This is a genomic window from Bacteroides gallinarum DSM 18171 = JCM 13658 (genome assembly GCF_000374365.1).
Classification (GTDB): Bacteria; Bacteroidota; Bacteroidia; order Bacteroidales; family Bacteroidaceae; genus Bacteroides; species Bacteroides gallinarum.
Window position 1 is genome coordinate 1 of the sequence record NZ_KB894138.1, and the last position, 16,465, is coordinate 16,465.

Sequence of the window (16,465 nt, forward strand, 5' to 3'; positions counted from 1 at the left end):
AAGACGGAAATCCTGTGGATTTTCTTTGGAATACATACGGCAAATGCCGTACTGATGATAGACAAGATCAGGAACAGGACGGTGAAAGCGGCATGATATGATTTTACAGGCAGAGGCAGAAGATGTCTTCAGACTTCTTCCCGAGCGTCATGTCTTGTAGGGTAAGATTGTGTGAGAAATTACAGGAATAGGACTATAAAAATGGCATATGAAGTGAGTATGCTCTATCATCTTCATATGCCATCTTGATTTTTAGGGACATTTACTGAATATCCCTCTTGTAAATCGCCGTCCCAATAGATACGGAAACTGATGCCGGGTTTCCGTTCGGCAATCTTTTCTCCTTTACAATTATATACACCGTCTGCTCCGGCACTCCACATTTCAAAACCCCGGTGGGTGGGGTCGATGTCTGCCGCTAATCCCCTGCCGTTATCTCCGTTGGTCGGTCCTCCCCAAAGAATCTCTCCTGTCCGGGCATCGTGCATTTCGTATCCGTAAGTACGGCAGGCTTCTTTTTCTTCATGTACTTCCCATACCTGGTAACCGGGACGGTCTGGGTCTAATGTCGTGACGTGCATGGCATCTCCATGGCCTAATCCGGTACGATAGAGTATGCTCCCGTTCTGGTCTATGGCACATGAACCGTAGATAATCTCGTCGCATCCGTCGTTGTCGATATCGGCAACGGAAAGATTATGATTTCCTTGTCCGTAGGCTCCTTTATCTTTCATGTCGGAAATATGTTCCCAACGCTTTACCAATTTGCCGTTCTCGAAATCATAGGCAGCCAATGCGGTTTTGGCATAATATCCCCTACACATGATTACGCTCGGATGTACTCCGTCCAGATAAGCTACACAGGCCAAATACCTGTCGACACGGTTGCCATAGCTGTCTCCCCACGAGGCGACTTCTCCCCGTGCCGTGGAGTAGGGTATCGTATTCAGTTCTTCACCGGTTTCGCCCTTAAAGATTGTAAGGTATTCCGGTCCCTGGAGTATATAACCGCAGGTTTTCGGATTCATTTCCAAATTTCTCCAATCTTTGTCCGGATTGTCCCGGCACAATGCAATTTTTTTGCCTTTTCCGTCTATACTGCCGGGGGCCGTCTTGCATACCATTTCCGCCTTGCCGTCTCCGTTGAAGTCGTAGACCATAAATTGTGTGTAGTGTGAACCTGCACGGATATTTTTACCCAGATTTATACGCCATAATTGTTTGCCGTTCAACTTGTAAGCATCCAGGTACACAGGACCTGTAATGCCTGAAAATGAATTGTCTACCTGGTTGGAAGGACACCATTTGACTATGATTTCGTATTCTCCGTCTCCGTCCAAATCTCCGGCGCTGCAATCGCCGGGAATGTATGTATAAGGTTGCCCGTCGGGATATTCCTTGGTAATGGGCGGACGTTTGGCACGGTTATAGGTAATGCATGGAGGGGTTATCCCGCTTTGGGGGCGGTTTAGTTGTATGGTCAGGAATTCTTCTGCCCAGGGAATTGCCTCTTTCGGATTTTCCTCTTCTTGCCCGTCGATAACGGCTTTTACCGTATATCTGTCGTTCGTCGTACCCGACCGGTCTATCAGATTGGCGGCTTCACCGGCAGAAACGGATTGGAGCAGTTTCCCGTTTTTGTACACATTGAATGAGGCTTCTTTCTCATTTCCCGATATACGCCAACTGAGGAATATGCCATTTTCTGTTTTGACTGCTACTACGCCTCTGTCCAGGTATTCCATTTGCCTGGGCTGTCCGTAGGCGGAAGAAGTACTGCCCAGTAGATAATAACCGGCCAGTAGTAAATAAAATATCTTTTTCATTTTTATCTTGAATTAAAAATGTTTTTCTGTCGCATTGTCTTTTGTCCGTTAATAAAGGCAAAGGAACGCATTTGCAATAACCGAATAATGCACCATAGTACAAAAACATGGAGAACAATTCATGGGTACGTATAAAAAGAGACCTTTTTCATACTTTCCGGATTGGAGTTAAGGTATTAGTACTCCATTCTATAGAAAAGGAAATGCAGGTCTCTATTTTTGTGCAAAAATACTAATAACTAATTATTATTTATATGCGAAAACGATTATTATGTGTAATGCTGTTTCTTGTCGGAGCGGCTTATCTCTATGCTCAGTCTATGCCCGATAGGAGAGAAACGCTAAAAAACTTAGTCAGGGTAAACGACTATTTTATGAAAAAGTATGCGGACTATACGCGTCCCAGTTATGTTACGAAGTTCAGACCCAGCAATATCTGGACACGTGCGGTTTACTATGAAGGGTTAATGGCTCTCCATGCCATTTATCCCCGTGCAGATTATTATGATTATGCATACGATTGGGCGGAATTTCACAAGTGGGGGCTACGTGGAGGAAACACGACTCGTAATGCCGACGACCATTGTTGCGGGCAGGTGTACATCGAATTGTATAAAATCTGTCCCGAACCATATAAGATTAAGAATATCTGTACAACGATAGATATGTTGGTAAACACTCCGCAAGTGGATGACTGGACTTGGGTGGATGCCATACAAATGGGAATGCCTGTCTTTGCCCAATTGGGAAAAGTGAAAGGCGAACGGAAGTATTATGATAAAATGTGGCAGATGTACAACTGTTCCCGGAATGAGATAGGCGGTAAGGGGTTATTCAATGCCGAAGAAGGCTTGTGGTGGCGGGATGCCCGGTTTGTACCGCCCTATAAGGAGCCGAACGGTAAAAATTGTTTTTGGAGCCGCGGTAATGGTTGGGCATATGCGGCGTTAACCAGGGTTTTAAATGAGATACCTGCGGATGAGGCTCATCGCCCGGATTATGTTGCGGATTTTCTGGCAATGAGTAAGGCACTGAAAGCATGCCAACGTCCGGACGGTTTTTGGAATGTAAGTTTGCACGATGAGTCGAACTTTGGCGGTAAGGAAACTTCCGGTACTGCTTTGTTCGTATACGGTATGGCATGGGGAGTACGGAACGGGTTGCTGGATAAAGAAGAATATTTGCCTGTTATCCTGAAGGCATGGAATGCTGTGGTGAGAGACGCCGTACATCCTAATGGCTTTTTAGGTTATGTGCAAGGCAGCGGTAAGGAGCCTAAGGATAGCCAGCCGGTAACGTATACCGGTGTTCCTGATTTTGAGGATTATGGAGTAGGTTGTTTTCTGCTTGCAGGTACGGAGGTGTACAAACTGGATTGATTGGCTATTATAGAAAAACTCCTTCTTCATAGTTCGAAGAAGGAGTTTTTTTATGTATTGTTTGCCTGAAAATCTATTTTTGCGATAGCAAGTCTACTTTAACAGGTTGTTTGTGCCTGCATTCCACTTTGATTCCTTGCTGTTGGTAAATAATATTCCGGGAAGCTTCTCCTTTGATGTTGGGGATGATTTCTCCGGCAGGTACTGTGAATTTCACATCTTCGAATAGGATATTCCTGCTATCCAGGATGTTGATTTGATTGTCTTCCGAACAAGTGATATTGACATTTTTTATCGTAAATCCGTCCACATCGTTAATGGCGCCTATCAGTTTTTTACTGTTAATCCGCCCGTTCTCTATCAGGACATTGCTGCATGGCACTTCGGGGATAGCATTTATATTCAAGACCTGTTCGGCCGACTCGACAATGAAGTTACGTATATGAATGTTTTTAACGATTGGAGTCAGTTTATTTATAGGGCGGGGAGGATAGCGTTTGGCAAGTTCGCCTACATATTTGGCACTTCCTAACAAATCCCATTTAAAGGCTTCGCCTACATCGAACATACGTATTCTTTCGTATAATATGTCATTTACGCCACCTCCACGGCTACGGCGGGTTTTGAAACGGATACCCACTTGCGTTCCGTCGAACACACAATCGTGCAGATAGATATTCTTGATGCCGCCTGCTGTCTCGCTTCCGCAAGTAATGCCGCCGTCGCCTTGTTGAGCTAATGAGTAGCGGATAACGACATTCTCTGTTGCTTTACCCACGCGTAAGCCGTCTTCGGCACGTCCTGCTTTTAGTGTAAAACAATCGTCTCCGCAGTTCAGCGTGCAGTATTCTATCAGCACATTCTTGCATGACTCTATATCGATACCGTCTCCGCTGGGTATGTTTACGGAGTTTACGGTGATACCCCGTATTATTACGTTTTCGCAATAAATAGGGCATACGTTCCAAAAGGCGCTGCGCTCCATGCGGATGCCTTCTATCAGCACGTTCGTACAGTTAATGGGTGCTATGGTTTTCGGACGGTAGAATATCCGCCCGTCCATTCCGTCTGTAATACGTTTCTCTACAGGCATTTCAAAAGCTATGTCGTTTTCCACTACTGTGTTTCCATTGGGGCGTTGTCTGATTTCTGCTTCCATTGGAGGGCCATAGATAACCCCTTTCCCCGTAATAGCTATGTTGTCGGCTCCATTGGCATAGATGAATGCAGCGGGTCCCATGACTTCAATTCCTTCATGACGGGTAAATACCGGAGGAAGATAATCTTCCGCCGTACCCGGAAATTCGAGTTCGGCTCCTTCTTCCAGGTGAAGGTTGACATTGCTCTTTAAGTCGATGCGTCCGGAATACCACTTACCTTTAGGGATAATTACCGTACCCCCGCCTTGGTTGCTGATTTCGATAATGCTCCGGTTGATAATGGAGGTTATCGGCTGTGCCTCCGTAGCCCCTTGTTCGACGATATTAATAGTCCGTTCTGGGAAAACCGGCCGTTTAAATTGCGGCATGTCGAATGGAGCGCCTTTTATCGGAACGATTTCTTTGGGTAATGCTGTTGCTCCTACTTTATCGGTTGATAAAGGGCTCTTTACAATAGTTGCACTTCCGGATAAAGGTAGAAGTGGAAAAAGTAGGGCAGTTAATTGTACCTTGTAACTTTTCATGTGTAAATACTGATTGTGAATATAAATTATTTATTGAATATGCTGTTTCGCTTTGAATTACAAAGAAAACGATTTGCCAGAAAATATATATGTACTGGAGTACAAAGGCATTACTTACAGTGCAGTCTATGACATAGCGAAAATGGCTGAACGATAATCTATGAATTTGTACAGGATTGAAGAAATCAGTCGTTTCAGGCAGCTTATCTTTGTAAACGAAGTTAAAATAAAAAAGTATATCACATGAAAAACAAAATTCTGTCTCTGTGTTTGGTATGTTTATCCTTGTTAGGTAGTAGAGGGAATGTATGGGCAGCTTCTTCTTCGCGTACAGTGTTGTCTTTAAGTAAGGAATGGGAATGCCGGCCTATTTCGACAGTGAGTAAGAAAGCTTCCTTTGTTCCGGTAACTATTCCTCATACATGGAATGCAGAACCGGTTGCCGGGACAACGCTTTATGAACGTCAGACAATGGTATATCAGCGTCCGCTTGAGATTACTCCGGCAATGGAAGGCAGGCGTCTTTTCCTTTATTTTGAGGGGGTTAATTCCGTAGCGCAGGTTTTTTTGAATCGTAAAACCGTAGGTGAACATTTGGGGGGATATACGGCATTTTGTTATGAGATTACGGATAAGGTGAAAGTTGGAAAAAATTTGCTTGAAGTATGGGTTAGTAATGCTTATCGTACGGATGTGCTTCCCATTAGCGGTGATTTTAATGTGAATGGGGGAATTCATCGTCCTTGTTATCTGATTGTAACAGAGGAAAATTGTATTAATCCGGCTTTTTATGCATCTCCGGGGGTATTTGTTCATCAGGAAAATATTTCGGACAGTCAGGCTGAGATACGGGTAGAGACTTTGCTTTCTTTAAAAAACAAGAAACCGGGATTGAAATTAAAGACTACCATAACTGATGCCAATGGAAAAGAGGTTATTAGTAAGGAAACACAAATTACGGATTCTGTAGTAAATCAGCCGTTCGAAATAGATAAGCCGCAGCTTTGGAATGGTAAGAAGAATCCTTATTTATATAATGTAGCAGTAGAACTTTATGATGGAACTGTTTTAAAAGATAAGGTAGTACAACGTACGGGGTTCCGTTATTTCAAGGTGGAACCGGATAAAGGATTTTTCTTGAATGGGAAATATTTGAATCTTTATGGCTTTTGCCGCCATGAAGATGTAACCGGAAGAGGAAGCGCTTTGTTACCGGAAGATTATCGGATGGATATGGAACTGATAAAAGAAGTCGGTGCTACGGCGATGCGTTTGGCTCATTATCCGCATGCGGAACCTATGTATGATTTATCCGATGAAAATGGTATTGTGCTTTGGACGGAGATACCGATGTGCGGTCCTGGTGGTCAGTCTTATACGGGATATGTCGGGACAGAAGGGTATAAAAATAATGCCCGTCAGGTGTTGAAAGAATTGGTTTATCAAAAGTTTAATCATCCTTCTATCTGCTTTTGGGGTATTTGTAACGAGATTCTGGTTAATGACGGTAAGAAGTTTGAAGAGTATGATAATCCGATACCATTTATAAAAGAGTTGAATAGTTTGTATAAATCGCTTGACCCTTCCCGCTTAACGGCTTTGGCTACTTGTGTAGAACAGTCTTATTATTTGGGTGCATCCGATTTGATTGCCTGGAACAAATATTTTGGCTGGTATAAAGATGCTGCTCCTTCAGCTTCTAAATTCTTCGATGATTGCTATAAGTCGGCTAAAGGCATTCCTGTCGGGGTTTCAGAGTATGGTGCAGGAGCCAGTATCAATCAGCATCAGTGGCCTTTGCTCATAGAAGACCGTGCTGACAGTCGTTTTCATCCGGAGGAGGCACAGACGTATTGCCATGAAGGAAACTGGGGGGCATTTGTAAAACGTCCTTTTTTATGGTCTAAGTTTATCTGGGTTTTTGCTGATTTCCCTTCATATATGCGTATGGAAGGGGAAGTAGAAGGGTATAATGATAAAGGATTAATTACGCGTGACCGTAAAACCAAAAAAGATGCGTTCTATTTTTATAAGGCAAATTGGAATCCGGAGCCGATGGTTTATATTACAAGCCGGCGCTTTGTTGAGCGTACTACGGCTTTGACGGATATCAAAGCATATACGAATCTCAAGGAAGTTACCCTTTATTTAAACGATAAGAAAATCGGAACAATGAAGCCAGACGAGCTTAGGCGTGTTGTTTGGAAAGATGTTCAGTTAGCTGGAGGAAGAAATACGGTTCGTATTGAAGGTAAAAACGGGAAAAAAACAGTGGTCGATAACTGTGTCTGGTTTTATTTAGGCAAGTGAACTGAACTTTGCTTCTCTTTGGGTTTACTTCCGGAATACCTCGTGTTTACTTATCAAATCCTTTAAGTTTAGTGTAAGATTCCCTGGAAGTTTGAAAGTAAATATGAGGTATTTTTTAGAGAAATTCTTCTGTTTATCGTATGTTCAATGCTTTTAATTTTCTGTAGATACCTTCTGGACTCCTTTTTTCTCTCTTTTTGCCTATTCTGAATTGGAGTATAGGTAAATGTACAAGAGTGAATATTTAGTTTTTGGGTATTTTTTATTTTTGCGCTGAGAAAATAAAGATTATATAATTAAATAAATGAATTATGAAAAACATGTACTTATGGGCGACTATTGTTTTAATGGCTTTAGTTGCATGTAGTAATGAAGATGAGACAGCGGAGACAAATCCGTTGGATTATCCGGCTGATATTCATGGAACGATAAAGAGCTATGTACCGCTCGGGACAACAAAAAGTGAAATAGCACAGTCTGTTTGGGCTAACGGAACAGCGATTGGAGTAACAACTGCTGCCGGAATTTCAGACCTTTCTTATGTTGTAACTGACGACCGTAATGTCAAGTATGTTTATGATACCGAAAAAGATGCTTTTCGGGTAGTGAATAAGGAAGGTGAAGACCATAATATCTATTTTAAAGGCCCTTATACGATGACCATGACTGCCTATGCTCCTTATGTCGGTGAAAGAGGAACGCTTGCAGGGGTTATCTCTGCCAAGACGACCGAGGATAAACAAACTGCCGACTTGCAACCGACTATCGATTTTCTATATGCCGAGGGCGGTGGTTCCCAAAAGAATACGAAAGTAGAGTTCTTGTTTTCTCATAAAATGGCTCTTTTGGTGCTTATGTTCAAAACAGGCAGCGGCGTTCAAATGGATAATATTAATTATACTCTGAGAAATCTTACGTTGGACGGTACTTTCGATACTTCGTCCGGAGATATAACTACCGGAGAAACTATGGGTAACATATCGATGTCATTAGTGAAAGCGGACGAAATGATTTCCCCTTTGATATTATTTCCCCAAACACTTACTTCTGCTTCCATATTGGAAGTGGAAATGGGAGGGAAAACATATGCTGCATTTTTTGAGACGGATACGAAAATGACATCCGGCAGTGTTTATACATTCAATGTTACAATTGCTCCCCAGGCCATGACAATTAGTCCGGCGATTATTGAAGATTGGACAGTGGAAGAAGGTGATTCGCATTTTGGTATAGCCAAAGATGATGCAGGTAATTAAAATGGTTCATAATTAAGGATATAAATATGGATATTATGAAAAAACAGAAGATATGGGTTTTATGCCTGGCGGGTATGGTTTGTTTATTTTCTTGCGATAATGAAAACGAAGAAAATAATTGCGGGGTTACTGAATTGCCAATGGAATTGACTGCTGTGGTGGAGTGGGGCGGACTGACACGCGCTTCCTCAGATAACATTTGGACTGGTGATGGAACAGAAAAGGTTTCTGTCAGTGACGGTAGCAAAACAGTCGGGTATACAATTGTGAATGCAGAAGGGGAAATGCTCCCTACAAATGAAAATGATATGCTTTATTGGGCTTCTGCTACGGAAATGCAGAGTGTTATGGCATGGTATCCGGCAACAACCGATAATTCTCCTATGACAAGCTGGAGTGTACAGAGTAATCAGTCGGGTGAAGGTTTTCAGCAGTCGGACTTGTTAATGTGCAATACCGAAGTATCATTTCAGGGAAACCGTACCTTGCCTTTCATTCATCAAACGGCTAAAGTAGTCATTCATCTGCAAGGTGACGGTGAGACGGATGCAGAACTCGAAGGAGCTACTCTGAAGATTAATAATGTGGCGCTTGAGGGAATTGTATCGAATAGTGAATTAAAAATGAAACCTGATGCCGATGCAACACAGGAGATTATTCCGAAACGAATGGCAGATACCGAGTTCGGATATCTGGCTTCTTATGAGGCTCTGTTGATTCCTCAACTTGTAGAAGGGGTTTCGTTTATTGAAATAAAGACATCTGATGATAAAATCTATCGATATGTTCCCCAAAACAATAATGGTTTGCTGAAAGGTGCTCATCAGAATGTTTATTATGTAATAGTAGGTAAGCCTGGAATTTCTGTAATCGTTGAGAAAGAGGATGCCTCATGGGGATACGAAACAGATGAGAATGTTGAAGCAGTTAATTAATAAGAGAATTAGGATTGCTTGAAAGAAGTTTTACTAAAAAATGAAATACTATGAGATTCTATAAATATTTGCTATTCACGGGATTTTTAACACTTATAATGACCGGAAATAGCTGTTCGCAGGAGGAGGAAGTTAGCGTGATATCTAATAGGAATATGATTATTAATGTCAATGATGTCGGAATGGCAGACTGTGATGAAAATGCAATTTCCCGTGTCGAAACGGATTTGGATTATAATACAATTTTTGAGGACGGAGATTGTATCGGACTTTTTGCTGTAAAAGACGGGAAAATAGTAGAAGGTATCGATAATCTTGAAGTGAGTTATTCCGAAGAAGCTGCTACATGGGTTGCATCGTCATTGCGATATGAAGATGATATGGAGAATATGATTTTCTATGCTTATTATCCATATGCGGCCGGAATGAGTATTGATGTGGATGCGGCAGATGTGTTTAGTGATATGGTTTCTAATTGGACACTGAGTTCTGACCAGTCTACGAAAAAAAGATTTGCAGCAGCAGATTTGATGACTTCCGGGGCTGCTGTTATACAACATGAGGCAAGTGGACAGTATACTTTACAATTGGGGCTGAAACACCGTATGGCATTGAGTGTAATGATTGCTCCTGAAACGGAATATATTTTCACCGAACCTGCATTGAATGTAACCCCTTATATCGTAAAAAATGGAGGAGATGTTATTTTTTATACTTCATCTGTTGGGGATGAAAATGAAGTTCAGCCTTATAAAGCCGGAGATGGAACCTACCGTATGATTGTAAAGCCGGCAGAAGAGAAAAAAATGATAGGTGTACAAGGGGAAAAACAGTATGAGTTTACTACTTCGATAAGTGAAGGTAAGTATAAGAGGTTTTTATTGGAGGGTGGAAAAAAGATTAAATCCCACGATTTGCAAGTTGGCGATTTCTACTGTGCAGACGGCACTATTGTCAGTGGTAAGGAAGATGTTCCGGATAATTGTATTGGTATTGTTTATTATGTAGGTAACGTTCATCCTTCTGTGTTATATAGAGAAGATAGCGAATTGGCTGTTACACCCGAGAAAGATGTATTATTGGAAAAATATCCGGGTTGTGTACATGGTTTAGTTTGTGCATTGAAATCATCTAATGCAAATGCTGTTTCTCGATTCTGTGCGAGTTCAAAATATGACTATGTGAAAAAGGCTTCAGAGTTGGGTATTACGGAAAGATACATTTGGACAACCATGGGAAAAACGTCTATACCGGAGTATATTTTAGGATTTAATAATACTGTAATTCTACGAGAGTTTACAAAAGAAACGGCAAATTGTGCAGATGATATGTTTGATAATATGGATTTGTATGCTAATCAGAATCCGGTTCCGGCTTTTACGACAGGATGGTACTTGCCCTCCATTGAGGAATTTAGAATACTGTTTACCAATCAAAGTACGTTGAATGATTCGCTGGAGAAAGGAAACTTTGAAAAATTATGGAGCAATCCGGCGGGGTATGACAGTTCTGCCGAGAAATATTTTGGTTACTGGAGCTCTACGGTCAGGGCTGACAGACGCATGTCTGGGGCAAGAATCGATGGAGGGGAATTTACTCCTTATGCTGAAAAAGACCCTAAAACCGGACAAGGTTATTTCCGTTTTGCTTTTGCTTTTTAATCAGTTATAATATTTGTATGGTTATGGTGAATTAGAATACATGTATTTGTACGGTAGTGAATACCGTACAGATACTTATTCGCTACATTTGTTCCCGTTAGGGGCATTACTAAGTTGTTAAACTGATAATATGTAAATATGAAAAACATAAATAGAATGTTTTTGGACGGCTGATTCAATTTTGTCTCCAAGCTGGATTCTTACGGCTTCGTTTGTGGTTAAAGAAATAATCTTTTTATGAAAAACTTAAAATAAATACAGAATGAGCAATAAGTATACACCAAAATGGTACAGCTCTAAACGATTTTCACAATATGTGCTTATATTAGGACTTGCGGCAGGTTTTACGCCGGTGGAGGAGTTACAAGCGTCTTCGTCTGTTCAAACTGTTGCACAGCAAATGATAAACGTGAAAGGAACTGTACGTGACAGTCAGGGAGAGCCTGTTATAGGTGCTAATGTAATGGTGGACGGAGGTACAAAAGGGACTATTACAGACATTGACGGACATTTTCAAATTTCTGTTCCGGCAGGAACCAAACTGAAGATATCGTTTATCGGTTATGAAACAAAAATCGTTACCGTGAAAAACAATACGTTGGATGTTGTTTTAGAAGACGATTCAAATATGTTGGCTGAAGTACAAGTCGTAGCTTACGGTGCCCAAAAGAAAGTTACAGTTACCGGAGCCGTTTCCGGTATCAAAGGCGGTGAGCTGCTGAAAACTCCTACCGGTTCAGTTACGAACGTCTTGTCCGGACAGCTTACCGGTATTACTACTGTACAATATTCAGGTGAGCCGGGTTCGGACGCTGCGGAAATTTTTGTCCGTGGTCAGGGAACTTGGAATAATTCGGCTCCATTGATTCAGGTAGATGGCGTGGAACGTAGTTTCAATGAGATAGACCCGAATGAAATTGAGAGTATTACTGTGTTGAAAGATGCTTCGGCAACAGCCGTATTCGGGGTACGGGGTGCTAATGGGGTTGTTTTGATTACGACAAAACGCGGACAGGAAGGTAAGGCGAAAATATCATTCTCTACTTCTGCCAGTGTTTTAATGCCGACGAAAACAGCTAAAAAGGCTAATGCTTATCAGTACGCTACTTTTTATAATCAGATGCAGAAGAATGATAATCCGAATGCAGAACCTATGTTTTCTGATGAGATTCTTCAGGTGTTTAAGGAACATTCCGACCCAATCCGTTTTCCGGATATAGATTGGGTGGATTATTGTTTGAAAGATGCAACGTTGCAGAGCCAGCATAATATTAATATTACCGGAGGAACGAGCAATGTCCGCTACTTCGTTTCTGCGGGTGCTTATACACAAGGCGGGCTTTTCAAACAATTTGATATGCCTTATGACTTGACATTTCAATATAAACGCTTCAACTATCGTTCTAATTTGGATATAGATGTGACGAAGACTACCATTTTATCATTCAATATGTCCGGAAGTATTGATAATTTGAATCGTCCGTTTAGTGGTGGTGACAGTTCCGGGCTGGTACAGTCATTATATACTTCAACTCCTTTTTCCAGCCCGGGATTCGTCAATGGTAAACTGGTGAAGACTGCTACGGACTATGGTGACCTTACATTGCCTTTTACGGGAGAATCCGGAATGGCTTACGTAGAAAGGGGTTACCAGACTATCAGTAAGAATAAGCTGAGTGCTGATATTATTTTGGAGCAAAAATTGGATATGCTGACTAAGGGGCTGTCTTTTAAAGTGAAAGGTTCGTATAATAGTAATTTCACTATTCAGAAAAATGGAGAGGCGTCTATTGCTACTTATACACCTTGGGTTTTGGCAGACGGTACGCTGGATTACCGTAAAATAGGAGATGCTTCTCGTTTGGATTTTTCTGAAAAAGCAAGTAAAGGGCGTGACTGGTATATGGAAGCCGGATTAAATTATGACCGTTCATTCGGAAAACATCATGTGGGGGCTTTGGTACTGTATAATCAATCTAAAACATATTATCCGTCTACGTATTCGGATATTCCGAGCGGGTATGTCGGTTTGGTAGGACGCGTTACTTATGATTGGAATACTCGCTATATGGCTGAATTTAACGTTGGACATAATGGCTCGGAGAATTTTGCTCCGGGAAAACGTTTCGGTACTTTCCCTGCCGGTTCAATAGGCTGGGTAATCAGTGAAGAAAAATTTTGGGAACCTATAAAGCCAATTATTAATTATATGAAATTCCGTGTATCTATGGGACTTGTCGGTAATGATAAAGTAGGTGGCTCCCGTTTTCTGTACACATCCGATCCTTATCAGGTAGATGATAATAGTGAAGTAGGCGGGGGTAAGTTCGGACATGGATATTATTTCGGCATTAATAATCCGACTATAACTTGGGGTGCTTATGAAAAGGAAAAACACAATCCGGATGTGACCTGGGAAAAAGCGTTTAAACAGAATTATGGTGTAGATTTTACGTTATTGGGCGAACGATTAAATGTAAGCGTCGATTATTATAAAGAGAAACGTAGGGATATCTTATTACGCGATTATACTGCGCCCGGAGTGCTCGGTTTCCTTACGCCATATGCCAATATGGGTCGTGTAGACAGTTGGGGATGGGAACTGGCTCTGAAGTGGAATGACCGTATCGGTGACGATTTTCGCTATTACATAGGAGTGAATCTTTCTAATAATGAGAATAAAATTATAGAAAAGAAAGAAGCTCCGATGAATAATGAGTATCAGTATGAAAAAGGCCACCGTATCGGAGCTCGTAAGTTATATCAATTTTGGCGTTATTATGATGAAGAGACTCCTGCCTTGTATGAACAAACATTCGGTAAACCCTTTCCTGACCATAATGTAGATTTGCAACCGGGAGACTGTGTCTATGTTGACTTGGATGGAAATGGTGTGATTGATGCCAATGATATGACCCGTACGCTCGGTTATACGGATGACCCGGAATATATTGCCGGGTTGAATATGGGTTTCAGTTGGAAAAATTTCGATGTGAGTATGCAGTGGACAGGAGCATGGAATGTAAGCCGTATGTTGGGTGAAGGTTTCCGTACTCCTTTCAAGAGTAATAAGGATAATACGACAGGAGGACTGTTACTATATCAATACCAGAATACATGGACAACGGATAATCCTTCTCAAAATGCTGCTTATCCGCGTGCTACCTGGGTAAATAGCTCGAACAATTATGCCGATTCGGAACTATTTGAGGTAAATTCCAGCTATTTACGGTTAAAGACTGTGCAGGTAGCTTATAACTTCAAGTTTCCTTTCATGAAAAAAATGAAAATGAATACGTGTCAGTTGACTCTCAGTGGTTATAATCTACTTACGATTACAGGATTCAAATGGGGAGACCCGGAATCGAAGGTTTCGGGTGCGCCGACTTATCCGTTAACTAAAACTTATTCATTGAGTTTAAAATTAGGCTTCTAACCGGTAAAAACAGAGAAAAATGAAAATAAGAAATAAAATAATAGTACCTGTGATAACGGGATTAATGCTGGCGGTTCCTTTTTCATCTTGTGTAGATGAATTAAAGTTCGGAAACTCATTTTTGGAGAAAGCTCCCGGCGGACAGCAGACAAAGGATACGGTTTTCAATAGTGCCAAATATACCCGCCAGTTTTTGACTGGAATTTATGCATTGCAATACTATGGCCTGCCTTATCATAACGACTTTAAACAAGTACCTTATCCTAATGATACTTATACCGGTAAGTTTGACGTATTGTCTGACTGTTGGCATAATCATTGGGCAAACAGCGCATTGACTAAAGTCTATTATGCCGGTTCGCATTCTGCCAATTATGACACTCATCAGGAGAAATTCGACTATTTGAAGAACAATGTATGGGAAGCGGTACGTTCCGGGTGGATTTTGATTGAGAATATAAACGATGTGCCCGATTTGTCGGAAAGTGAAAAGAAAAGAATGATAGCTGAGGCGAAATGCCTGATTGCTACGCGTTATTTTGACATGTTCCGTCATTATGGAGGTTTACCTATTATCCAGTCTTCATTTACCGGACTGGAAGGGAATTATGAGATGCCTCGTGCCAGTGTGGAAGAAACTGTGAATTTTATTATTGGGTTATTGGATGAGGCAAAAGATGATTTACCGTGGGCATATACCGGAGCCGATGCACAAAATGAAACCGGGCGCTGGACAAAAGCCGGGGCTATCGGTATGAAATGTAAAGTCTGGTGTTTTGCTGCATCACCTTTGTTTAATGACACCGAAGCTTACTATCCGGGAGCAACCAGTTTAAGTATATGGTATGGCGGTTACAAGCCCGAGCTATGGACGAAATGCCTGGAAGCCTGTCAGGAGTTTTTTACAGAGTGGCAGAAAGGCGGATACTATGTTTTGGAGCAGGCTACGGGCAATCGTCCGGAGGATTACCGTTTAGCTTTCCGTAAAGCATATTCAACGCAAGGAAGTTTGGAAATGATTCATTCTACACGCGTAACCTCGCGGGTCGGCAGTAAATATAATTGGTGGGCATGGCAGGATAATGGCCGGTTGTCTTATACTCCGACACAAGAATACGTAGAAATGTTTCCTTGGAAAGACGGAAAACCCTTTGACTGGAATAAAACGGAGCAGGAAGGCAAGCTGGATGAAATGTTCTCTAAGGGTACTGTGGAGTCAGGTATCGAGTTGACCCGTGACCCGAGATTGTATGAGACTGTGGTTGTTAACGGCATGCAGAAGCAACTGGACTGGACTACTGGAAATATGTCTGGAACCAGTTACGAATTATGGGTTGGAGGTACGGATGCCAAGACTGCTCCCGCCGTTGAAGACGGACAGTTTGCATCGGGTTACGCCAATAACAAGTTTTATATGGGTACCGATTATAAAAATCAGTATGCTCTTTGGGCATATTTGCGTTTGTCCGAGATTTATTTGATTTATGCAGAGGCACTGGTACAGTCAGGCGGCAGTTATACGGAAGCTATATCCTTGGTAGATGAGGTTCGTAAACGTGTAGGTATGGACGGGCTGGCGGCATGTAATCCGGATAAAAATCTGGTATCGGACAAAGAGGCGCTGTTGCAGGAAATTCTGCGTGAGCGCGTATGTGAACTGGGACTGGAAGACAGCCGCTTTTTCGATTTAATCCGTTATAAGCAGAAAAGCCGTTTTGAATTGCCTTTGCATGGATTACGCATCTACCGCCTTAACTCGAATGGGGAACGTACGGAGACACCTTGGTATGGTGGCGATAGGGCAAATGGAGTGAAACAGCCAACTCATTTTGAGTATGTAAAGTTTGATTTGACAAATGTAGCTCGTTACTGGTGGAAAAACGGTTTTGACCCTAAATGGTATTTATCTCCTTTCCCTCAGGCGGAAGTAAATAAAGGTTATGGACTGGAACAGAATCCAGGGTGGTAAATAATCATT

At 41.8% G+C, this 16,465-nt stretch carries 9 protein-coding genes; 7 read left to right on the plus strand and 2 right to left on the minus strand.

The genetic code is table 11. The features are described from left to right. Nucleotides 1-233 precede the first annotated feature (233 nt). The gene (locus C233_RS0113610) at nucleotides 234-1,826 is read right to left on the minus strand and encodes a rhamnogalacturonan lyase (RefSeq protein ID WP_018668125.1); all 1,593 of its coding nucleotides are present in this window, start codon (nucleotides 1,824-1,826) and stop codon (nucleotides 234-236) included. A gap of 254 nt (nucleotides 1,827-2,080) precedes the next feature. On the opposite strand from C233_RS0113610, the gene C233_RS0113615 reads away from it, so the two are divergent. Further along, on the plus strand, nucleotides 2,081-3,205 hold the full coding sequence (locus tag C233_RS0113615) for a glycoside hydrolase family 88/105 protein (RefSeq protein WP_025068848.1): 1,125 nt from the start codon (nucleotides 2,081-2,083) through the stop codon (nucleotides 3,203-3,205). A gap of 73 nt (nucleotides 3,206-3,278) precedes the next feature. Here C233_RS0113615 and C233_RS0113620 read toward each other — a convergent pair whose 3' ends face one another. Further along, nucleotides 3,279-4,889: a glycoside hydrolase family 28 protein gene (locus tag C233_RS0113620; protein WP_081626126.1), complete on the minus strand. Its 1,611-nt coding sequence runs from the start codon at nucleotides 4,887-4,889 to the stop codon at nucleotides 3,279-3,281. Nucleotides 4,890-5,132: 243 nt separating this feature from the next. On the opposite strand from C233_RS0113620, the gene C233_RS0113625 reads away from it, so the two are divergent. The 6 genes from C233_RS0113625 to C233_RS0113650 all read left to right on the plus strand — a co-directional run bounded on the left by C233_RS0113625 (nucleotide 5,133) and on the right by C233_RS0113650 (nucleotide 16,456). Next, entirely contained in the window at nucleotides 5,133-7,199 is a 2,067-nt protein-coding gene (locus C233_RS0113625; RefSeq protein ID WP_025068847.1) for a glycoside hydrolase family 2 protein, read from the plus strand. Between the two features lie 311 nt (nucleotides 7,200-7,510). Beyond that, a complete protein-coding gene (locus C233_RS0113630) occupies nucleotides 7,511-8,455 on the plus strand; it encodes a fimbrillin family protein (RefSeq protein WP_018668129.1) in 945 nt (314 codons plus the stop codon). Between the two features lie 26 nt (nucleotides 8,456-8,481). After that, on the plus strand, nucleotides 8,482-9,390 hold the full coding sequence (locus C233_RS0113635; protein WP_018668130.1) for a fimbrillin family protein: 909 nt from the start codon (nucleotides 8,482-8,484) through the stop codon (nucleotides 9,388-9,390). Between the two features lie 155 nt (nucleotides 9,391-9,545). Continuing rightward, on the plus strand, nucleotides 9,546-11,051 hold the full coding sequence (locus C233_RS0113640) for a fimbrillin family protein (protein WP_167321138.1): 1,506 nt from the start codon (nucleotides 9,546-9,548) through the stop codon (nucleotides 11,049-11,051). A gap of 262 nt (nucleotides 11,052-11,313) precedes the next feature. Further along, a complete protein-coding gene (locus tag C233_RS0113645) occupies nucleotides 11,314-14,487 on the plus strand; it encodes a SusC/RagA family TonB-linked outer membrane protein (RefSeq protein ID WP_051089649.1) in 3,174 nt (1,057 codons plus the stop codon). Nucleotides 14,488-14,506: 19 nt separating this feature from the next. Further along, a complete protein-coding gene (locus tag C233_RS0113650) occupies nucleotides 14,507-16,456 on the plus strand; it encodes a RagB/SusD family nutrient uptake outer membrane protein (protein WP_025068845.1) in 1,950 nt (649 codons plus the stop codon). The last annotated feature ends 9 nt before the right edge of the window (nucleotides 16,457-16,465 follow it).

Coding starts and splice junctions, on each gene's coding strand:
- C233_RS0113610 (WP_018668125.1), bottom strand. CDS start 1,826: ATGAAAAAGATATTTTATTTACTACTGGCCGGTTATTATCTACTGGGC.
- C233_RS0113615 (WP_025068848.1), top strand. CDS start 2,081: ATGCGAAAACGATTATTATGTGTAATGCTGTTTCTTGTCGGAGCGGCT.
- C233_RS0113620 (WP_081626126.1), bottom strand. CDS start 4,889: ATGAAAAGTTACAAGGTACAATTAACTGCCCTACTTTTTCCACTTCTA.
- C233_RS0113625 (WP_025068847.1), top strand. CDS start 5,133: ATGAAAAACAAAATTCTGTCTCTGTGTTTGGTATGTTTATCCTTGTTA.
- C233_RS0113630 (WP_018668129.1), top strand. CDS start 7,511: ATGAAAAACATGTACTTATGGGCGACTATTGTTTTAATGGCTTTAGTT.
- C233_RS0113635 (WP_018668130.1), top strand. CDS start 8,482: ATGGATATTATGAAAAAACAGAAGATATGGGTTTTATGCCTGGCGGGT.
- C233_RS0113640 (WP_167321138.1), top strand. CDS start 9,546: ATGATTATTAATGTCAATGATGTCGGAATGGCAGACTGTGATGAAAAT.
- C233_RS0113645 (WP_051089649.1), top strand. CDS start 11,314: ATGAGCAATAAGTATACACCAAAATGGTACAGCTCTAAACGATTTTCA.
- C233_RS0113650 (WP_025068845.1), top strand. CDS start 14,507: ATGAAAATAAGAAATAAAATAATAGTACCTGTGATAACGGGATTAATG.